We start from the raw sequence: 22011 nt of genomic DNA on the forward strand, positions 1-22011 counted from the left end.
GAAATGAGCATGAATAAGAAGCCAAGCGAATGGATGAGTGAAGCACTTAAATATGAGGATGATTTGCTAGCTGATTTAAAGATGATGTTAGAAATTCCATCAGTGCGAAATGACGCAGAAGCAACGGATGAAGCTCCTTTGGGTCCTCAGACAAAAGCTGCTTTGACGGCTTGGGAAGATTTAGCGCGTCGTGATGGCTTTAGAGTTGGTGATTATAAAGGACTTGTGGGCTATGCTGAAGTGGGACCAGAAGATGCTGAAGAATCAATTGATATTATTGGACACCTTGATGTGATGCCAGCAGGTGAAGGTTGGACCAAAAAACCATTTAAGCCAGTCATTGAAGACGGACGTTTGTACGCCCGTGGTGCTTCTGATGATAAGGGTCCTTCAATGATCGCCTATTATGCGGTCAAGATGTTAAAGGACATGAACGTTCCAATTAAGCGGCGTGTTCGGTTAGTCATGGGAATTGATGAAGAATCAAACTGGACTGGGATGAAAGAATTCTTTGAAGAAGTGGGCTATCCAACTATGGGCTTCTCACCAGATGCTGAATTCCCTATTATTAATGGTGAAAAAGGACAAGCTTCACACGTAATTCGGTTCCAAGGAACGAATGGTGGAAGCTTTAAGTTGGTTTCATTTAAGGCTGGAGAACGTTTTAATATGGTGCCTGGTTTGGCGGAAGCAACAGTTGAGACGATGGACCCTAAGTTTATGGAGGCTGGCTTAAAGCGTTATTTGGCTACAGAAAAGCGTATTAAAGCTGAAATTGAAACTTCAGAACATCAAGCACACATTACTTTTTATGGAAAGCAAGTGCACGGGGCTAAGCCTGAAACTGGAGAAAATGCGGGAACGTATTTGGCTAACTTCTTGCAACAATTTGATTTTGGTGGAAATGCCAAGGGCTTCTTGAACTTCTTGGGAACAGCGATCCACGATGATACAACAGCCTTGCGCATTGGTGCTATCAAGCACGATGATTTGATGGGTGATTTGACAATGAACGTGGGAATTCAAGAGTTCACAGCGGATGAAGAAGGTTTGATTAACTTGAACTTCCGTTATCCTAAGAATACAAATAATGATGAAATTCGTGCGGCCATTGAAAGTGGCTTGAGCGATGATTTCGATGTGACGATTGCCATTGAAGGTAATGCCCAATTACCACATTATGTACCTGGTGATGATCCATTGGTTGCTACTTTGCTTGATGTTTACCGTCAGCACACTGGTTTGCCTGCCGCAGAACAAGTGATTGGTGGGGGAACCTTTGGCCGCCTCTTAGATCGGGGTGTTGCATTTGGAGCCATGTTTGAAGGTGTACCTGATACCATGCATCAAGCCGATGAATTCTATCCAGTCGCTGATTTGACGCGGGCTATGGCTTTGTTTGCGGACGCCATTGAACGCCTTGCCAATGAAGCCTAGGCGATTTTAGGTCATTTAATTTAGAATAAATCAAGTTGGTCGTTGATCCTATTGATGAGGTCGACGATTGGCTTTTTTTATTAATTATTAGAGAATTAGCCTAAAGTATTACAGCTACACGAAGGAAGATTTAATGAAAAAAGTATTGGTAATTACCGGTAATACGGGAACGGGGAAAACGACAGTAGCGGATTATTTGAAGCGGCATTATGATATTCCGCAAGTGATTACCCATACGACCCGCGCTCCGCGCCAAGGGGAACTTGATGGGCAAGATTATTATTTTGAAACGCCGGAAACATTTCAACGATTACATTTATTAGAACATGTTCAATATAGTTATGCAGCGTATGGATCTTCATATGAAGGTTTGGAGCGAGCCTGGCAAAAGGCGCCAGTCATTTCAATTGTTTTGGATACGGCGGGAGCGATTACATACCAAAAGGCTTTGGGGGCAGAAGCAGTGGTCTTGTATTTAACGATTGGGAAAACGGGTCTCTTGGCTGAGCGTCTTTTAGCCCGGGGGGATGATCCAGTAAAGGTGCAAGCACGTTTAAATAGCGCGGAATATCAGCGGGACTTAGCTATTCCAAAAGAGCTTGCCCAGCGTGCTTATGTGATTAAAAATGATGATTGGAAAGCAACGGAGCAACGCTTAGGCGCAATTATTTCTGAAATTATTACAAAACAAAGTGATTAATCACGGATAATAATTTGACAAAAATAGTATTTATATGAGAGATTATAAAGATAAATTAAAAAAGAATGATGATAGGGGGGCAGGCAAATGTCAATGATCGAGTTTAATCATGTGGAAAAATATTATGGTGATTTTCATGCATTGAAAGATATTAATTTAGAAGTGGACCCAGGTGAGACTGTGGTTTTGCTAGGCCCATCTGGTTCTGGGAAATCGACCTTAATTCGGACCATTAATGGTTTAGAGCCTATTCAAGAAGGGCACTTAATCGTGAATGGTTTTGATTTAGCGGATCCAAAGACGGATATGAATAAAATGCGTAAAAATGTCGGGATGGTTTTCCAACACTTTAATCTTTACGCGAATAAAACCGTACTCGAAAATATTATGTTAGCCCCCCGCAAAGTGCTGAAGATGGACGAAGCAGAGAACCGGGCTGCGGCTGAAGAACTATTACGCTTAGTTGGTTTGGTTGATAAGGCGGATAAGATGCCATCGTCATTATCCGGGGGACAACAACAGCGGATTGCAATTGCGCGTTCCTTAGCTATGAAGCCCAAAGCCTTGTTGTTTGACGAGCCAACATCTGCCTTGGATCCCGAAATGGTTAATGATGTTTTGAATATTATGAAGAAGATTGCCGCCGATTCAGAAATGACAATGTTAGTGGTAACCCATGAAATGGGCTTTGCGCGTCAGGTGGCCGACCGGGTCATCTTTATGGCGGATGGTGAAATTTTGGAAGATGCCCCAACTGCTGAATTCTTTAAGCATCCTAAGGAGCCGCGTGCCCAAAAGTTCTTATCTCAGATTCAACATTAGGCACTGATTAAACTGGTTCAGGGGGACAACAAGATGAAAAAAATATTAAAAATGGTTGGCCTAGGTACTGTGGTATTGGGAATGAGCATGGTTTGGCCGGGAACGGGACAAGCTGATGAAAAACAGAATCAAGTTTTGAATAAAATTGAGACTCGGCATGAAATGGTGTGGGGAACAAAGGCGGATACCCGGTTAATGGGTCTGATGAATATTAAAACCGGAAAAGTTGAAGGTTTTGATGTCGATGTCGCCAAAGAGGTGACAAAGCTAATAGATCCCAAAGCCAAGCCGGTTTTTAATGAAGTTACGTCTGGGACACGCATCCCTTTGTTACGCAATGGGAATATTGATGCGATTATCGCTACCATGTCGATTACGCCTGAACGGGCCAAAGCGGTTGATTTTTCAAAGCCCTATTTGATGGCGGGGCAGTCTCTTTTGGTGAAAAAGGGTTCATCAATTAAAAATATTGATGACGTTAATCATCAAAATGTCACGATACTAGGGGTGCAAGGTTCAACCTCAGTCGAAGTTGCTAAACAAAAAGCTCCCAATGCCAAAGTGCTGGCATTGTCAGATTATGCAACCGCTTTGTCCGCCTTGAAAGCGGGTCAAGGGGATGTCTTGACGACTGATGCTAGTATTTTAGCGGGAATGGCTGCTGAAGATAAGCACCTGCAATTAGTCGGCGGCGTGTTTACTGAAGAACCATACGGAATTGCGATTGCCCAAGATAACCCAGCACTAGTTAAGAAAATTAATCGCGCTTTGGCTAAAATGCGGGGGGATGGGACGTATGATCGCTTAGTTAAAAAATGGTTCGGTCAGGTACCTGGAATGGACTGGAAGGAGTTGACGAAATCATGATGCATTTAATTAGTATGTATGGAGTGGACTTTTTAACGGGCTTTGGCTGGACTTTGTTGTCAAGTGTGATTGCGCTTGTTGGTTCGTTGATTCTAGGGACGCTCTTTGCGATTATCGAAGTGATTCCCCGTCCAGTTCCACATTATATCGCACGGTTATATATTGAAGTTTTGCGAAATATTCCGCTATTGGTGATTACAATGTTTTTCTATATTGTGGTTTCTGGAATTTTTAAAATTAATGGCTTTGTGTCTGGGACGATTGGTCTAACATTGTATACTTCCGCCTTTATTGCTGAAACCGTTAAAGCTGGAATTTATGCCGTACCAACGGGTCAGTATGAAGGTGGCCGTGCCAACGGTCTGAGTTGGTGGGAAACGATGCGGATGATTGTCTTACCGCAAGCGTTCAAATATGTTATCCCACCTTTGGGGAATCAGTTTGTGAACTTGGTGAAAAATTCGTCAGTTTTAGCCTTCGTGGCGGGTTTTGATTTAATGTATCAAGCTAACCAAATTTCACAGACAACCTTTGATACTTTTAATCCATACATTATCGTGGGAATTTTGTATCTGGTGATTACCTTACCAATTAGTTATTACATGCGTTACTTAGAAGATAAATTAGCACGGGAGGGGTAGAAGATGAATGATTTTATACAGGCTTATTCATGGATTAATATGCGCTTCCTGTTCGAGGGGATGTGGGTGACGGTTCAGGTTGCCTTTGTTTCCGTGATTTTAAGTTTCATTATGGGATCAATTTTGGGGATCATCCGTTACGCTAAGATCCCTTATGTATCTTGGGCGGTCGGACTTTTGATTGACTTGATTCGGAACTTACCATTATTGCTAATTATTTTCTTTACGTATTTTGCTTTGCCTCATATTGGTGTGCAATTTTCGGTGATTGGTAGCACAATTTTTGCGATGACTATCTTTGAATCAGCCATGTTAGCTGAAATTGTCCGTGGGGGGGTTGTGTCAGTTCCTAAAGGCCAGTCAGAAGGTGCACGCTCTAATGGCTTAAGCTTCGGTCAAACGCTGTGGTACATCTTGTTGCCACAGGCGTATAAGAAAATGATTCCGCCGATTGTTTCGCAATTTGTTTCTTTGATTAAGGATACGTCATTGGCAACGATCATCATGTTGCCAGAAATGACCTATCGGGCCCAAATTATCTACGCCCAAAATCCAAAACAAATTGTACCAATGTTTTTGATGTTGGCCTTCTTATACTTTGTTTTGAATTATTGCTTATCAAAGGTCGGACAAGTTATTGATAAACGGATGGTTGTGTAGCACCGTTACGCCGCTGGAATTAAATTTTAAACAGGATGAACCGTTTTGGGGCATCCTTTTTTTGTTTAAAGTGGTGCATGAAAGTGGTTTAGAAATTAAGTATTAAATGTGGAAATTACTTCGTTTACGCGGGTTAATTTTAGAAGACACGCTAATGATGCGGTGGTTCATGGTATAATGAAGTAGATATTATTGTGAAGGAGAGGCCAAAAATGAAACATTTTAGTCTATTCCAGGCTTTACCAGATTTTTTTCAAAATCGACGATTGACCTGGTTAGCCATATGGGTCACAATCATGGCTGCATGTGGGACCGTATTGGCATTTATGGCTAATTGGTTGGTAGGAATTATATGGGTTGTTATCATTGCCTGCGCTTTGGTGTTTGTTTTTAATACGTTAAAAATCATTGGTAATAATACGCAAAAGTATATCGCAAGTTTATCTTATCGGGTAAATCGAGGGGAACAAGAAGCTTTAATTCAAATGCCACTTGGGGTGATTTTGTATAATGATAAGGGTGAAATTAATTGGATTAACCCATATTTACAAAGCTTGAGTGATAAATCATTGATTGATCAAAAAATTAATCAAGTGAGCCCAGACTTAATGAATTTAATTGAGCAGGCGCAGATACATGTTGATACTGAAAAAGCGACTTTTAAAGAACATTTAAATTGGTTGGATCGGCAATTTGAGGTGGAAGTTCAGCCAGAGTTGCAAGCCCTGTACTTGCGCGATGTGACCGAAGAGTTACAAGTTCAAGAACGGTTTGAGGATAATCAATTATTTATTGGAATTGTATCTTTGGATAATTATGATGAAATATCAGAACGTTTGAGCGATACCGAATCATCAGTTTTGCATACGCATGTGACGACGACTTTGAGTGACTGGATGGATGAACGACATATTTATGTTCGAAGGAGTGCTTCGGATAAATATATGTTAATGGGTTATATGAGCGGATTACGTCAGGCCGAAAAAGATAAGTTTAAGGTCCTAAATACTATTCGTGAATCAACCTCGAGCCAAAATATGCCGATTACGTTAAGTATCGGAATTGCCTATCAAATTGAGAATATTGCCGAAATGGCAACTTCAGCCCAAAAGCAACTCGACTTAGCTTTGGGTCGTGGCGGTGATCAAGTCGTAGTTAAGGCGCCGGGCCAAGACGCCCGCTTCTATGGTGGGACGACTAACCCGATGGCAAAACGGACGCGGGTTCGGGCCCGAGTGATTTCACAAGCTTTGACCGAATTGATGGGTGCGGCTGACCAAATCTTTGTGATGGGGCATGCCCGCGATGACATGGATTCAATGGGAGCCGCGCTAGGGGTGCGACGATTAGCCAAGATGGTGAATAAGCCCGCCTGGGTCGTCGTTGATCCAGAAGTGAAGCGCCATACGGATATGCGGTTATTACTTGATGAAATGCATGAAGATCCGCAGACTGCTGACGCTATAATGACTCCTTCAGAAGTCTTGAATACAGCGACGGAACAATCATTATTAATTCTAGTAGATCATTCCAAGGAATCCATGACTGAGAGCCGTTCAGTATATGCTGCATTGAAAGATCGCTTAATTGTTATTGATCATCATCGCCGAGGAGAAGAATTCCCAGAGCAGGCTTTGTTGGTGTATATTGAATCATATGCCTCATCAACTTCTGAATTGGTGACGGAGCTCTTTGAATATCAATCTCGCAAGCGCCGCGGATTATCAAGAATTGAGGCTACGGCCTTGTTGGCTGGAATTCAATTAGATACGAAGTCCTTTGCGATTCGAGCTGGAACGCGGACATTTGATGCCGCGAGTTATCTGCGTTCCATGGGTGCCGATGGTAAGTTGATTCAAAACTTTATGAAGGATTCCGTGGAAGATTATCGTCAACGCGCAGCATTAGTTGCGCAAGCTCAAATTCTGGGGAGCGATGCCGTCGTAGTTGCTGATGACCAGACAATTTATGATTCAGTTTCGGTGGCACAAGCTGCTGATTCGCTATTGCAAATTATTGGTATTGAGCGGTCCTTTGTGGTCGCACGGCGGGATGCTACGACGGTTGGAATCTCAGCGCGGTCAGATGGGCATAAGAATGTGCAGACGATTATGGAACAACTGGGTGGCGGCGGTCATTTGAGTTTTGCGGCAACGCAAGTGAATGATATTTCCACTAATGAAGCTGGACAAGAATTATATGAAGTATTAAAAAAAGATCAAGCAGATGCTGAAATGGAGGATTAGAAGATGAAGGTTATCTTTTTAGAAGATGTTAAAGGGCGTGGTAAAAAAGGCGAAGTGAAGGATGTTCCAGATGGATACGCCAATAATTTTTTAATTAAAAATAAAAAAGCTAAAGTAGCGACAAATAGCAATGTGGCAGCTTTGAAAGGTCAAAAACGGGCGGCTGACCGGGAAGCTGCTGAAGAGTTAGCTGCAGCGGAAGCGTTAAAAGCTAAGCTTGAAGCCGACGATGCAGTCGTTGAGTTAAAAGCCAAAGCGGGCGCTGATGGCCGTTTATTTGGGGCTGTTTCATCAAAGCAAGTCGTTGAAGCAGCTCAAAACCAATTAGGCATTAAGCTTGATAAGCGCAAGATGGATATGAAAGAACCAATTCGGGCGTTAGGGTATCGGAATGTTAACATTCGTTTGCATAAGCAAGTTGAAGCAACTTTGCGCGTGCATACGACAGAACAATAAGTAGGAAGATTTGAAGATGGCGGATGAAGTTATAGATTATAAAAGCGCTCCGCAAGATAATTTTGCTGAGCAAGCAGTCTTGGGGTCCATTCTGATTAGTACGGATCCAGTTGATACTTTGACGACCGTCAGTAGTATTGTTCAAAGCCATGACTTTTTTCAAACGCGTCATAAATTGATTTATCAAGCGATGCTGGCGCTCGATGATGCGGGGCGGCCGATTGATTCTTTGGTCTTACAAGATCAATTAAGCAGTATGAACCAACTCGAGAATTCGGGGGGAGCGGCTTACTTAGCCGAATTAGGCTTGGTGGTGCCCATTGCTAGTAATGCGGAAACCTATGCGAAAATTGTGAAGGAAAAATCTCAGCGGCGGACATTGTTAGATGTTTTGGCTGATGGGACCGAAGCAAGCTATGCTGAATTAGAACCAGTTACAGATCTGATTGCACGAGTTTCAGGTTCGTTGGATGGTATCGATACTGAAGATGGTTCGGCAGATTTTCGTTCGATTGAAACGGTGGTTACTGAATCGTTTGATCAAATTGAACGAAATGCCCATAATGACGGTAAAATTACCGGATTGTCATCTGGTTTTCGTGAACTAGATAATCTGACAACCGGCTTTCATCCAGGGGAAATGGTAGTCGTGGCCGCACGTCCAGCAGTTGGTAAAACGGCCTTTGTCTTAAACGTTGCGCAAAAAGTGGCGGTGATGAATCCGAATTTGCCGGTTGCGATTTTTTCATTGGAAATGCCAGCCGTTTCGTTGGTGAATCGAATGTTAGCCTCTGAGGGTAATATTAATTCACAAAATATGCGAAGCGGGGCCTTGACGGATGAAGAGTGGAGTAAATTAACAATCGCCATGGCATCCTTGAGTGGGACCAAGCTATTTATTGATGATACCGCGGGAATTAAGATTACCGAAATCCGGTCGAAATTGCGGCGCTTAAAAAAACAAGAAGGTCAATTAGGTTTAGTAATCATCGATTATTTGCAGTTAGTAGAAGGAACGACTAATGAGTCGCAACAACAAGCCGTTTCATCCGTTTCACGAAATATTAAAAAAATGGCAATGGAGCTGGAAGTGCCGATTATTGCGTTAGCTCAGTTGTCACGTGGAGTTGAACAACGTCAAGATAAGAGGCCTGTGCTATCTGACATCCGTGATTCTGGTTCGATTGAGCAAGATGCAGATATTGTTGGATTTTTGTATCGTGAAGATTATTATCGGCAAGATAATGATGAAGGTGAAAACACCGGAGCTGGTCAACAAGATGAGGACGGGCCAATTGAATTAATTGTTGAAAAGAATCGTTCAGGAGCGCGCGGAACAGCTAAAATGCTTTTCCAAAAAGCGTATAGTAAATTCTCTAATTTTGACTATTATCATACCGATGATGATAATCCCTTTAATTAATCATTGAAAGATTAGACTAGTTAAGGTAAAATAATACTGTTGTGTTTGTGGCTTCCACAAACTGCAACCACTCGAACCCCGTTATAAAGGTAAGCCCTGCGGATTAGGTGAGTCTAAGTTGTTACTATATTATATTAGGAGGTCTCATACTCATGTCATATGCGATTATTGAGGATGGCGGAAAGCAATACAAGGTTTCTGCCGGTGACGTAATTTACGTTGAAAAGAAGGAAGCAGCCGAAGGAGACAAGATTGTTTTCGATAAGGTTGTCTTTGCAAATGGTACTGTTGGTGCACCTTACGTTGATGGTGCTTCTGTTTTGGGAACAGTTGCTAAGCAAGGTAAGGAAAAGAAGGTTGTAACTTTCAAGTACAAGCCAAAGAAGCACTCACACAGTAAGCAAGGTCACCGCCAACCTTATACTAAGGTTGTCATTGACACTATTGCCTAATCATCGAATAATAGGAGGATAAAATCATGGAATTGAATTTAACTAACTTGACGATGCTTGCTCACCACAAAGGTGGAGGTTCATCTGCTAACGGTCGTGATTCAGCAGGTCGTCGCCTTGGTACGAAACGTGCTGATGGACAAGACATCAAAGCGGGATCAATCATCTATCGCCAACGTGGAACGCATATTTACCCTGGTGTAAATGTTGGACGTGGAAATGATGATACTTTGTATGCTAAGGCTGATGGTGTTGTTAAGTTCGGTCGTTTGGGCCGTGACAAGCGTCAAGTTTCTGTTGTTTCTCGTGACGAGTACAAAGAAATGATTGCTAAGTAATTTAATATAAATAAGGACTTGTCAATTTAGTTTGGTAAGTCTTTTTTTATTGTTCTAAAGTAATTTGTGGGGGATGGAATAATATGGACTAGACGCATTTGTTTTTAAAGCTTAGATGTTCGAATTGGCTAAAAATGTTTAAATTTGAAGCCAAAATAGGCGCTAGTTGTCGCCCAGTTGACACTTATTTTTTTGTGGACGTAATATTTTCTGGCTGCCCTCTTAGCCCTGTTCCGATTTTATGCGTCCGGTAGTTAATATATCCTTTACAGAAACCTGAAGCGGTCTTAGGAGGGAGTGATAGGGGGGGGCTTATTCAGGATATCTTCAACTAACTACCCCTCCAGCCCCTCGAATTTACTCCAAAAAATAATTGGGTGAAGCGAAGACAATTCTAAAATAAAATTTTTGGCCGATAAAAATAACAACATCAGGGAAAATTCACAATTTTCCTCAGTTGGTTCTTTTTACTGCTAATTAAATTAATTTATAAGTGTTTAGATGCTTTTGTACCATTTATTAGCATAAAAATAATAAGAGTAGATGAGATTGCTTTTTTGAAGATTAAAATTCTTTAATTTATCTTAACTGGAACTGATTAGGGAACCATGTATATAATGGCTTATACAAGTGAGGGGGTAGTGAGATGAACAACAAGAATAAAATTTGCCTAGAAATATTGATAATTTTAAGTGCACTAATTGGGATTATGATACCTATCGGGAAGGAGGGACAGTCGCATGTACAGATGATTAGTTTCTCCGTCGTGGTATTATTGGCATGCTTAATAATGATGTGGTCCGTTAATAGAGTTACGAATTATGGGCAGTTACCATTAAAGCGACGTAAATTATCTGTATATCAATTATTGATTTTTATATTAGTGTTTTGTATATATTTGTTTGTTTATGTAACAGGGCCACTGGTTGGGACTCAAGAATTGTTTTTTCTTCCAGTTTATTCAATGATTGCATGTGTCGTAGCGGCTACGGAAGCTGGAATAATAGAAGAATATCTGATTCGTGGCTATTTATTTCAATTAATTTTTAATCGTTTTAAGTACTCAAAATATGTTTTGATTATTTCAGCATGTTTAAGTAGTTTTATATTTGGCTGCTTACATTTTCTAAATTTAGTTAGCGGGAACGACGTAATTGCAACATTTCAGCAAGTTTTTTATACTATGTGTTTAGGTTTATTTTGGGCTGGAATTAGAATCGTATTTAATCGAATCTATGTGGGGGCTATTTTGCATACGACGTTTGATATGCAAAGTACCATTATTGATAACGGTGTTGCCTCGCCGTGGATGCCGATTCTGATTTTGTTTGGATCAATGCTATTCCTATCGTTGTTACTAGTCATTTCGTATGATCGTAAAAATCTAGTCTATAACACATAAAAAATTGCTAAGTAATTAAATTTTAAGAAAGGCGGTCATTTGTGGCGAGCCTTTTTATTTATTGTTCGTACACCACACATAAGGCTTAGAAAGAAAAAATATCCGTCGATCGGGACCGGGTTTGATGACCCGTGCTCGTCCATGGTGTTTAAATTATGTGTAAAAAAATAAATTAAAAACTCTAAAAATATAGAAATAATGGTTTTTGTCTTTTAAATAGACGTGAACGGGCCGGAAACGACCAAAGTTAGTTCCGAGAAGTCACTGTCGGTCACAGACGAAGTCGTAGTGACCGCAAGATAAGCACCCGTTAAGCATTCGCAAAACGAATATAGGTATCCTTCGAAGCCCGTGAAACAGGCGTTAAGGGTGGAGAGCGAAGCGCTCCGCCCTATTAACTTGACTTACAAGACAAATCGCAACAAAAAATTATTTTTATTAGTTTAATATTATTAATTGAATTGTTTAGGAATGTTTATTGGAATATGAGTATATTTATTTAATAAATACTTTGTGAAATTTAATTTAAATGACTTTAAGAAAAGGTATAATTATTTTGTAATTAAATTTGTTTTATCTTTCGGAGGATATATGCGTTTATATAAATCGTTGACTATTAGTTTGGTATCATTAATTTTGTTGTCAGTTGTCATTTCGTCATATGTAGGAGTAGCTTCTGCTGTTGATAGTGATAGTAATAATGCAGTTTTGAATTATAATTTTAACACTTCTGATTATAATTATGCTATTGGTGTATTGTATGGTGATTATGGATGGCAATAAAGATTTTTAAAACAATATTATCAATAATTTTGTTTATAATTTTGTATAGTTATTATAATTTAGTTTTAGTTAGAATATTTTGTGATGTTTTATTATTGTCTTTAATTTGGATCCCTGATAGTAAATATTTAAAATTATTTAGTTTTTTATTTAAAAAATAAATTATTTTTTATATTTCTTCAAAAGAATAAAAATTAATTTGTTGCTTTGTATGTTAAAATAATTTTATTAAATAAAAGAAAAAACCAACGTAACTATGCTAACTTTGGCCAATGCGTATACGTTGAGTTCAATTTCTTTTATAACTGTAAATAAATTACAACAACAATAATTAATTTAGTCCGTAAACGGGTATACAGAAATTTAAGAAACTTGAACTCTTCATTCGTTGGTGGATGGAGAGTTTTATTATGGCTAGGGAAATAGAAAAAGAAGTAAACAAAGTAGATTACTAGATCCCTAGGGATGAAGTGGTAAAAGTGACTAAAGCTGTTAAGGCTATTTTGACGCAAGATTTAAAATTTAGAAGCGATAAACAAACAGTAAAAAAATTAAGTAAATATTCTTATGAGATAATGAGTAACCATAAAAGTGGTTTTTTATGATAATAGGAGTGAGCGCAGAACGGATAATATAGAATCATTACGTCGTACTATTGGTAAGGAAGGATCGTTTAAAAATAGAAGCCAATTTTAAAGGGGCCAAAAATGAATTCACGATTACTTTTACATATGCTGAGAAGTTTATGATATTGAGTTAGCGGATAAGCTCCATTTAAAATATCGACAAGGTTATTTAATTGATAAGCCTAATTATGGAACACTTCAAAATTAAGGAAGTTTGTCTTTCATGTTTAAAATTATATAAAAAAATGAAAACGGTGGTCCAACGATTAATTCGATGGTACTGCCGTTTTTTGATGATAGTATCGGTAAAATACATTTAATTTATATTTAAATGAAATTAATCCTTGCTAAAAAAAGACTAAGTTGCTAAAATGAGTACATTATTAAAAAATGAAATTAAGGTTAAGGGATGGTGATGAATATGAAAGAAGGAATTAAAAAGGAGCGACAATTTTTCGGTCAACCAATCGGTTTGTCGACACTTTTCATGACTGAAATGTGGGAGCGGTTCTCCTATTATGGAATGCGGGCCATTTTGTTGTTCTACATGTGGCATTTAATTGAGACTGGTGATTTAAATATTTCAAGAGCAGTCGCTGCATCGATTATGGCAATCTACGCGTCAATGGTTTATCTATCTGGAGCGTTGGGTGGTTACATGGCAGACCGGATTCTTGGTTCACGCCGGGCGGTCTTCATTGGTGGTCTGTTCATTATGAGTGGGCACCTTGTTTTGGCCTTACCATTTGGGGCGAATGCCTTGTTTGGGTCAATTGTGTTGATTATTATTGGAACGGGGCTTTTGAAGCCCAACGTTTCAGCAATGGTCGGTGATTTGTATAGTCCTGAAGATCGACGGCGGGATGCCGGATTTTCAATTTTCGTTTTTGGAATTAATTTAGGATCATTCATTGCACCCCTCTTGGTTGGATGGGTTCAAGCAAATGCTGGCTTCCACTTGGCCTTTGGTTTAGCGGCGGTGGGAATGTTTATCGGCTTAGTTCAGTATTATTTCGGTGGTAAAAAAGATTTGCCAAAGAATGGTTTAAAGCCAGCAGATCCTTTGCAGCCCGAGGAAGTTAAGCCTTTAGTAATCAAGATTATCTTGGTTTTGGCTGTATTATCAACTATTGTAGTGGGGATGTTCAAGATCGGCATGGGTAGCATTACAAATTTCATTAATTTGATTACGATCATTGCAGTGATTATTCCGGTTGGATATTTTTCTCAGATGTTAACTTCCAAAAAGGTCACAAAGCAAGAACGTTCACGTGTTTTAGCATATATTCCACTTTTCTTTGGGGCTGTTTTGTTTTGGGCCTTAGAGGAACAAGGTTCGGTTGTGTTGGCAACCTTTGCGCAAGAACGGACGCAACATTCATGGTTCCCAGCAGCATGGTTCCAGTCGCTAAACCCATTCTTTATTATGTTGTATACACCCGTTTTTGCGACTTTGTGGACGAAATGGAAGAAGAATGCGCCTTCATCGCCAATGAAATTCGCGATTGGGTTAATGTTTGCGGGGGCTTCATTCTTGCTCTTGACGTTGCCTGGAACTTTGTGGGGGACTGACGTGCGCGTATCACCATTATGGTTGTTAGGTTCATGGGCTTTGATTATCATTGGGGAAATGTTAATTTCACCAGTTGGTTTGTCGGTTACGACTAAATTAGCGCCTAAAGCTTTCAACTCACAAATGATGTCTTTGTGGTTCTTAGCAGCGGCCGTTGGTTCAGCTTTGAATGCGCAGTTTGTAGGACTTTACAGTGCGCAAACCGAAGTTCGTTATTTCATGATTTTCGGACTATTAGCAGTCGGTCTAGGTGTCCTCATGTTATTCTTAGTTAAACTAGTTGTACGGTTAATGGATGGTGTTGATTAAAAGTTCAATTTAATAAAAGAAGATGGTCTTGGATGGAATTTCAAGACCTTTTTACTATATAAAGGTAATCATTTAAAAAAGGCGTGCGTGGTATAATAGTTGTATTAAAAAGAAGCAGACGGAGGCATGAAAACGATGACCCAATACCCAATTGAAGTCAAGACAACGGTTGATTTAACCGCTTTAGAAGTGGTTCGGATTATGCAAGCACGCATTAATGTGTTTGTGGTGGAACAAAATTGTCCTTATCCTGAGATTGACGAGAAAGATTATACAGCATTGAATGTGATGATGTGGGATGGCGACCAATTAGTGGCTTATACGCGTATTATTCCACACGATGACCCTAAGTATATTAGCTTTGGTCGGGTCTTGGTTACGGCTGCTTACCGTAAACAACATTTCGGTCAAGCGATCGTGCAAGCAACATTGGACGAGATTAAGCGGTTAGATCCGAACCGACCAATCAAAATTGCGGCGCAGAATTATCTCCGTGAATTCTATGCTTCTTTTGGATTTGAAGCCGTTTCTGATGTTTTTTTGGAGGATAACATTCCGCATGTTGATATGGTGCATGCTTAATGCAACCGCTTTTATGATAAAATAAAGTAGGTTGATTCAAAAAAGCCTAAAGTTAGGATGGGGGAATTAATGATGGCTAGTTATCAAAAATTTGTGGACGCGTCAAATGGATTGGTTTATTTAGCGACTGCGGTGAAGCAAAAGCCGAGTGTGCGCCTAGTTGCTTTTGCGGTGGATGCCAATGATGAAAGTGTTTGGTATGTCTTTTCCATGGACCCGCATGCCCCTAAAACGGAAGAATTAGCTCAAAATGAGCATGTGGCAGTTGTAACTTCAGTTGATATGAAATCGGGGATGCGGATTAATTCGAACCAAGTAACGATGGTTCCTTCACAGAAAACTTGGGATGATGTACAACCATTCTTTGCAGATAATCAAGGATTTTTGAATGCTCATCATCCTGAGCAAGAAAAGCTTTATGAATTGCATTTTGATTCGTTAGTTTTGGAAACGTATAACCCGGCTGATCGGCAAGAAATCACTTTTCATAATTAATTTAAAGAGAATAAGTTAGAGCTGCGGTGGTAGCGCTAACTTTTTTCTATTTTGAGTAAAATAGCGTTTGAAGTTAATCTACAGTTGAATGAAAAAAGTGAGGTCTAAAATGCAGTTAATTACAGAATTATTAAAAACAAAATATCCGATTATTCAAGGTGGCATGTCAAGGTTAGCAACGCACGAGTTAGTCGCTGCCGTTTCAGCGGCTGGCGGGCTAGGAACCTTAACTTCGGTGGGGCTGGATGGTCCAGCTTTGCGCCGTGAAATTCAAGCGGTGCGCGAACAAACCGACCAACCGTTTGCGGTGAATTTAATGTTAAAGCAAGCTAATATTGCAGAATTAGTGGATGTGATTGTTAAAGAACAGGTTCCGTTTGTGACGACTGGGGCTGGGACACCAAAAGTTTATATGCCCAAGTTACAAGCGGCTGGGGTTCAGGTATTAGCGGTGATTCCTTCGGTGAAATTAGCCCGAAAAATGGAACAAATAGGGGTAGCTGCGGTGATTGCGGAGGGGCTAGAATCGGGTGGACATATTGGAAACATGACGACGATGGCGCTCGTACCACAAGTTGTTGATGAAGTTCAGATTCCGGTGATTGCAGCTGGTGGAATTGGCGATGGACGCGGAATCGCAGCAGCGTTAGCCTTGGGAGCCCAAGGGGTGCAGATGGGGACAGCCTTTTTATTGACGAAAGAAGCGCCAATTAATTCCGCGTATAAAACGGCTTTGATGCAAGCTGTTGATGTTGATACTGATGTGACCGAAGTCGAAATTGGGACACCTTTACGGACACTAAAGAATCCGCTGACGCAGCAATATCATGAATTGGTGCAGCAAGGCGCGAGCGTAGAGGAACTAACCGAATTAATGCGTGGTCGGCATCGAGTAGCCTTTTTACAAGGTGATATGGACCAAGGGGCGATTATGGCTGGGCAAATTGCGGGGCTCCTACAGCAGGAGCAACCCGTAGCAACCTTGCTAGATCATGATTGGCGGCAAGCGCAAAATATTTTAAATTTAAAGTAAATACTAGGTGTTTTAAGTTGAGATAAGACTTAAAACACTTTTGTTTGTGTAAGTTAACCAATTTGTTTCAAGATAAAAATATTCTATTTTCGAAGTAAATGCGTTATACTTTTACAATAACTTGTTGACTCGAGAGAGCAAACAAGTTAATTACAAAGGTAAGACTTTGAAAATTAGGAGTATGAGTATGAAACGTGGACTAAAATGGTTGGGTATTTTATTGGTGTTATTGATTTTAGGGATTGGTCTGTTGTTTAAAGATGATTTACTAACTTTGGCGACGGTGAAAAAAATTAATGATAAACCCTTTTATAAAATGAATTATCAAGGAGATTATGCCTTAGATGAATTGTTACAAAAAGGGGTACGTAGCGATCAAGAATTAGCAAAATTTGCGGCTAAAAAATTATTAAAGGGAATGCCAGTTCAGGTGAATGTCCCAAATTTAGGTTGTACAACATTTAATGCACAAACGCCAAGTGGAGACCACTTGTTTGCTCGCAATTATGATTTAGATAATGGACCAGCAATGATTGTGAAAACTAAACCAGCCCATGGCTATCAGAGTATCTCAATGGTAGATCCTAGTTTAGTTGGCGTAGAGGCTGATAATATCAATCGCCCGATGTCAAAAGCGTTAGAGTTAGTGGCTCCTTATATTCCATTAGATGGGATGAACGAAGCGGGCTTGAGTGTAGGAGTTTTGCGATTGGCTGATCAACCGACAAAACAAGATACTGGTAAAAAGGGTGTGACGACAACAATTGCTTTACGGATGTTATTGGATAAGGCTAAAAATGTGGATGAAGCGGTTCGTTTATTAAAGCAATATGATATGAATAGTTCTGCACGTTCAGCCTTTCATTTCCAAATTGCGGATCGCTCAGGAAAGAGTATTGTAGTAGAGTATGTTGATAATCAGATGAAAATCTTGCCAATGGACAAAAAATATCAAGTGCTCACTAATTTCTATCTGAGCCCTGAGAAATATAATCAGGGGAGTGGGCAAGATCGATATGCGATTGCTGATCATGCGATTGCTGAGAAGCAGGGAGTGATGAGCATGTCTGAAGCGATGCAGACCTTACAAGCAGCGCAATCGAATAAGAAATACCCTGATGGAAGGCCATTAGTGACACAGTGGAGTTCAGTTTATAACCAAAAAACTTTGCAAATGGATGTTGCTGTGGATCGTAATTACGGGAAAATCTACCACTTTAATGTTAAATAAAAAATTTAGCGTTATAATTTGATAAAGTTTAAACTTAAAAGCGCTTCGGAATAGGATTTTAGAAGTAAAATATAAAAGTACGTGATTAAAATGTATCTTTATAAATTAGTTAGTGTTATAATAAAAAACGAGTTAAAAAGCAATTTTGTTTTATGTTTTACCAAATGTATGGCACGTTGATTTTTGATTTATTATATATGGCATGTGCCAAGGAGGTTTCAGACATGGAACAAGGAACAGTAAAATGGTTTAACGCAGACAAGGGATTCGGATTTATCGAACGCGAAAACGGTGGGGATGTATTCGTACACTTCTCAGCTATCCAATCTGATGGATTCAAGTCATTGGACGAAGGACAAAAAGTTGCTTTCGACGTTGAAGAAGGGGCTCGCGGATTGCAAGCTGTTAACGTTACTAAGGACTAATTTAAACCTTACAATTTAAAAAAGCTGGAGCATAAATGCTCTGGCTTTTTTTGTTAAATAAAGTATTTTGTGGTTGGAAAATTAGATTTAAATATGATAAACTTAAATAAGTTAGAACAAATCATGAGGGAGTAACGGGGAATTTTAATTAATTCTTGGTCCCATCGTCAACAAGAATACAATTTGTATTCCGGTGATCCTTAAAATGTGAGACTCATGGTGGCTTTTTGGGTGCCACTATGAGTCTTTTTATGTCTCCTAGTGGATCCAAGTAGATTTTAATCTTGGAGGGATAGGATGAAAGAAGAACAAATCAAGCCTTTGTATCAACAAAGCGTACAAGTAGTGATCGCTGAAGTGGGCAGTGATGCAAAGACTGGTTTAACGACTGAGGAAGCTAAAAAGCGCTTGGTCGAAATTGGTCCCAATCAACTAAAAGGGACGAAGAAGACCAGTTTATGGCAAAAGTTTTTAAATCAATTTAAAGACTTTATGATTATCGTCTTAATCGTGGCCGCAGTGATTGCTGGGTTAACTGGTGAGGTGGCGGATGCGGTCATTATCATGGCGGTGGTGATTTTGAATGCCGTCTTTGGTGTTTACCAAGAAGCCAAGGCGGACGAAGCGATTGAAGCTCTACAAAAGATGTCGGCGCCAAATGCCAATGTTTTGCGAGATGGTAAGATTCAAACTTTAGCGGCCAATGAATTAGTGCCTGGAGATATCGTAAGCTTGGAAGCCGGAGATGTTATTCCTGCTGATATGCGGTTAATTGAGTCAGCTTCATTGAAAGTGGAAGAGTCAGCTTTGACCGGTGAATCGGTGCCTGTTGAAAAGCAAGCCGAAACGTTAACCGCTGACGATTTGCCTTTGGGTGATCGGATTAATCTTGGCTTTATGAATTCCAACGTAACTTACGGGCGTGGTGTTGGAATTGTTACCGGAACCGGAATGCAAACCGAGGTTGGCCATATTGCCGGCATGTTGGATACTACGGAAACAACTAAAACACCATTACAGGTTAACCTTTCAAAGCTTGGGAAGTCGCTAACTTATTTAATTTTGTTTATTGCTGTGATTGTCTTTATTGTGGGAATGTTCCGGACACCAGAAGTGTCAGGCGGTAATCGAGTGGTCGATATGTTATTGACGGCGATTTCATTGGCCGTTGCAGCGATTCCAGAAGGTTTGCCAGCGATTGTGACAATTACTTTGGCCTTAGGAACAAAGCAGTTGGCTAAGCAACACGCTTTGATGCGTCGTTTACCAGCTGTTGAAACCTTAGGATCCACCCAGATTATCGGTTCTGATAAGACGGGAACTTTGACACAAAATAAAATGACGGTCGAAAAGTATTATGTTGATGAAAAATTAATTACAGCTGATACGCCTGTGACCGGTTCAGCTGAACGTTTGGCTGATTTATTAGCGTTAAATAATGATACTAAAATCAATTCTGAAGGTGAAAAATTAGGTGATCCTACTGAGACGGCGTTGATTACTTTTAATGAAGCTCAAGGACGTGATTTAAAACAATTATTTGCGCAATATCCACGAGTTTCTGAAATTCCATTTGATTCAAAACGAAAGTTAATGACGACCATTCATCCAATTGGTGAACAGTTTATGGTGACGGTTAAAGGGGCGCCAGATGAACTTTTGCAGAAAACGACAACGCGTTTGCAGCAAAAGCAAGTTGTCAAGATGACTGAGGCTGATCAACAACATATCGCGACTGTGAATATGGCGATGGCTCAAGATGCTTTGCGGGTCTTAGGTTTTGCTTATAAAATGCTTGATGAATTGCCTACTTCCGATCAATTAACTTCAGCATTCATCGAAAAAGATTTAACGTTTGTCGGTTTGGTCGGAATGATTGACCCTGAGCGTGGCGAAGTCGCTGGAGCGGTAGCGGAAGCCAAACATGCGGGAATCCGGACTTTGATGATTACAGGTGACCATAAAGTGACAGCGGAAGCTATTTCACGCCGCCTTGGCATTTTAGATGATAGTCAAGGTAGTGAAGCGGTGATTACTGGAGCTGACTTGGATGCCATGGATGAGGAAACATTTAAGGCTAATGTTGAGCAGTACAGTGTTTATGCGCGGGTTGCACCAGAACATAAGGTCCGCATTGTTCAGGCATGGCAAGCACAAAATAAGGTAGTTGCTATGACTGGGGATGGAGTAAACGATGCGCCTGCCTTAAAGGCTGCTGACATTGGAATCGCCATGGGAATTACGGGAACTGAAGTTTCAAAGGGCGCTGCGGACATGGTTTTGGCCGATGATAATTTTGCGACAATCGTAAATGCGGTGCGGGAAGGACGGAAAGTCTTTTCTAACATTCAAAAATCAATTCAATATCTGTTATCTGCTAACTTAGGTGAAGTGTTGACCCTCTTTGTGATGACGATGATGGGATGGAATATTTTAGCACCGGTCCACATTTTATGGATTAATTTGGTGACTGATACATTCCCAGCGATTGCGTTGGGGATGGAACCAGTTGAACCAGGAATTATGAAGCAAAAGCCACGTGGTCGTCAGAGCGATTTTCTATCGAATGGGCTGGGGAGCGCCATTATCTATCAAGGAATTGTTGAAGGTTTGATCACGTTAGGAGTTTATTGGTTTGGAATTACGTATCCAGTGCATGCGGCTAGTGGGGCAGCCCACGCTGATGCATTAACCATGGCTTTTGCGACGTTGGGATTGATTCAATTGTTCCACGCCTTTAATACGAAGTCAGTGTATCAATCAATCTTTACGGTCGGCGCTTGGCGTAATAAGACTTTTAACTGGGCCATTTTGATTTCAATGCTTGCTTTGGCGTTTACGATTGTTGTACCTGGGTTTAACCAACTCTTCCACGTGACACACTTGGATTGGCATCAATGGTTAATTGTTTTGGGTGCTTCGTTTGCGATTATTCCAATTGTGGAGATTGTTAAATTTATGCAACGACGTTTTTTTAACAAAGGTTAATCATGTATAATATAAAAGGTTGAGGATTAACTCAGCCTTTTTTGTTTAAAAAATGAAATATAGAAGTACGAGGGAATGATGATGAAGAAAAAATTTGCTAATACGCGTGAATATGCAATGCAATTGTCTGATAAGTTGCAAGAGACTGAAACAACGGGAACAAACGTGGCGCCTTATTTTGAAAAATTGAAGGCGGCTATTGAAGATGGAACCGTAGATAAGATGCCTAAGGCTGAATTTGCAGAAATTTCAGCTGAATTTGATGATGTCGTTGAAGTATATGCCGCAGTGGCAGATACTTTAGACCAGATGAAGGCACCGGTTCGCTTAATTGGGGTGCATGGGTCAATGCAAAAGACCTTCCGGAAATATTACGAAGCCACTAAAGTAATGGCGGAGGCTTTAAATGTTACCGATCAAACGGTGGATGAAGTAGCGTTTAATCAATCAGAAATTGACCAAGATGATTTGATGGAAGAATTCATGAAAGAAGCGCGTCGTGCGTTCCAAACGGTGATGTAA

Annotated in this window: 21 protein-coding genes and 1 other annotated feature; all 21 genes read left to right on the forward strand. The window is 40.2% G+C overall.

The window, feature by feature from the left end; genetic code table 11:
- Positions 1 to 9 precede the first annotated feature (9 nt).
- The 21 genes from pepV (at position 10) to IV73_RS02700 (ending at position 22011) form a co-directional block, all read left to right on the forward strand.
- Positions 10 to 1437 carry a dipeptidase PepV gene (gene pepV, locus IV73_RS02600; protein ID WP_057754469.1) on the forward strand — a complete coding sequence of 476 codons (1428 nt, stop codon included), beginning with the start codon at positions 10 to 12 and terminating at the stop codon, positions 1435 to 1437.
- Positions 1438 to 1570: 133 nt separating this feature from the next.
- The gene (locus IV73_RS02605) at positions 1571 to 2137 is read left to right on the forward strand and encodes a nucleoside/nucleotide kinase family protein (protein WP_057754471.1); all 567 of its coding nucleotides are present in this window, start codon (positions 1571 to 1573) and stop codon (positions 2135 to 2137) included.
- Positions 2138 to 2224: 87 nt separating this feature from the next.
- The gene (locus IV73_RS02610; protein WP_057754474.1) at positions 2225 to 2959 is read left to right on the forward strand and encodes an amino acid ABC transporter ATP-binding protein; all 735 of its coding nucleotides are present in this window, start codon (positions 2225 to 2227) and stop codon (positions 2957 to 2959) included.
- 33 nt (positions 2960 to 2992) lie between these two features.
- A complete protein-coding gene (locus IV73_RS02615) occupies positions 2993 to 3826 on the forward strand; it encodes a transporter substrate-binding domain-containing protein (protein ID WP_057754477.1) in 834 nt (277 codons plus the stop codon).
- The gene (locus IV73_RS02620) at positions 3823 to 4467 is read left to right on the forward strand and encodes an amino acid ABC transporter permease (RefSeq protein ID WP_057754479.1); all 645 of its coding nucleotides are present in this window, start codon (positions 3823 to 3825) and stop codon (positions 4465 to 4467) included. Before IV73_RS02615 ends, IV73_RS02620 begins: the two co-directional genes overlap by 4 nt.
- 3 nt (positions 4468 to 4470) lie before the next feature.
- Entirely contained in the window at positions 4471 to 5127 is a 657-nt protein-coding gene (locus tag IV73_RS02625) for an amino acid ABC transporter permease (RefSeq protein WP_057754482.1), read from the forward strand.
- Positions 5128 to 5339: 212 nt separating this feature from the next.
- Positions 5340 to 7373, forward strand: a complete 2034-nt coding sequence (locus tag IV73_RS02630) for a DHH family phosphoesterase (RefSeq protein WP_057754484.1) — start codon at positions 5340 to 5342, stop codon at positions 7371 to 7373.
- Positions 7374 to 7376: 3 nt separating this feature from the next.
- Positions 7377 to 7829, forward strand: coding sequence for a 50S ribosomal protein L9 (gene rplI / locus IV73_RS02635; protein WP_057754487.1), 453 nt, complete (start codon positions 7377 to 7379; stop codon positions 7827 to 7829).
- A 16-nt stretch (positions 7830 to 7845) separates the two neighbouring features.
- Positions 7846 to 9252, forward strand: coding sequence for a replicative DNA helicase (gene dnaB, locus IV73_RS02640; RefSeq protein WP_057754490.1), 1407 nt, complete (start codon positions 7846 to 7848; stop codon positions 9250 to 9252).
- Positions 9253 to 9307: 55 nt separating this feature from the next.
- Positions 9308 to 9377, forward strand: a sequence feature (ribosomal protein L21 leader region).
- Positions 9378 to 9404: 27 nt separating this feature from the next.
- Complete coding sequence (rplU, locus tag IV73_RS02645) at positions 9405 to 9704, forward strand: 50S ribosomal protein L21 (protein ID WP_057754493.1); 300 nt, start codon at positions 9405 to 9407, stop codon at positions 9702 to 9704.
- A 26-nt stretch (positions 9705 to 9730) separates the two neighbouring features.
- Positions 9731 to 10042 carry a 50S ribosomal protein L27 gene (gene rpmA / locus IV73_RS02650; protein WP_057754495.1) on the forward strand — a complete coding sequence of 104 codons (312 nt, stop codon included), beginning with the start codon at positions 9731 to 9733 and terminating at the stop codon, positions 10040 to 10042.
- A 646-nt stretch (positions 10043 to 10688) separates the two neighbouring features.
- On the forward strand, positions 10689 to 11444 hold the full coding sequence (locus IV73_RS02655) for a CPBP family intramembrane glutamic endopeptidase (protein WP_057754498.1): 756 nt from the start codon (positions 10689 to 10691) through the stop codon (positions 11442 to 11444).
- Positions 11445 to 12035: 591 nt separating this feature from the next.
- Complete coding sequence (locus tag IV73_RS02660; RefSeq protein WP_057754501.1) at positions 12036 to 12227, forward strand: hypothetical protein; 192 nt, start codon at positions 12036 to 12038, stop codon at positions 12225 to 12227.
- Positions 12228 to 13268: 1041 nt separating this feature from the next.
- Entirely contained in the window at positions 13269 to 14735 is a 1467-nt protein-coding gene (locus tag IV73_RS02665) for a peptide MFS transporter (protein ID WP_420806360.1), read from the forward strand.
- A gap of 135 nt (positions 14736 to 14870) precedes the next feature.
- Complete coding sequence (locus IV73_RS02670) at positions 14871 to 15317, forward strand: GNAT family N-acetyltransferase (RefSeq protein ID WP_057754504.1); 447 nt, start codon at positions 14871 to 14873, stop codon at positions 15315 to 15317.
- A gap of 72 nt (positions 15318 to 15389) precedes the next feature.
- On the forward strand, positions 15390 to 15812 hold the full coding sequence (locus IV73_RS02675; protein ID WP_162258960.1) for a pyridoxamine 5'-phosphate oxidase family protein: 423 nt from the start codon (positions 15390 to 15392) through the stop codon (positions 15810 to 15812).
- Between the two features lie 109 nt (positions 15813 to 15921).
- The gene (locus IV73_RS02680; RefSeq protein WP_057754510.1) at positions 15922 to 16845 is read left to right on the forward strand and encodes a DUF561 domain-containing protein; all 924 of its coding nucleotides are present in this window, start codon (positions 15922 to 15924) and stop codon (positions 16843 to 16845) included.
- A 187-nt stretch (positions 16846 to 17032) separates the two neighbouring features.
- On the forward strand, positions 17033 to 18076 hold the full coding sequence (locus tag IV73_RS02685; RefSeq protein ID WP_057754513.1) for a linear amide C-N hydrolase: 1044 nt from the start codon (positions 17033 to 17035) through the stop codon (positions 18074 to 18076).
- Positions 18077 to 18300: 224 nt separating this feature from the next.
- Positions 18301 to 18501 carry a cold-shock protein gene (locus IV73_RS02690; protein WP_057754516.1) on the forward strand — a complete coding sequence of 67 codons (201 nt, stop codon included), beginning with the start codon at positions 18301 to 18303 and terminating at the stop codon, positions 18499 to 18501.
- A 297-nt stretch (positions 18502 to 18798) separates the two neighbouring features.
- Positions 18799 to 21489: a cation-translocating P-type ATPase gene (locus IV73_RS02695; RefSeq protein ID WP_057754519.1), complete on the forward strand. Its 2691-nt coding sequence runs from the start codon at positions 18799 to 18801 to the stop codon at positions 21487 to 21489.
- 78 nt (positions 21490 to 21567) lie between these two features.
- Positions 21568 to 22011: a hypothetical protein gene (locus tag IV73_RS02700; RefSeq protein ID WP_057754521.1), complete on the forward strand. Its 444-nt coding sequence runs from the start codon at positions 21568 to 21570 to the stop codon at positions 22009 to 22011.

Source organism: Weissella kandleri, from assembly GCF_001438705.1.
In the GTDB taxonomy this organism is placed as follows: Bacteria; Bacillota; Bacilli; order Lactobacillales; family Lactobacillaceae; genus Weissella; species Weissella kandleri.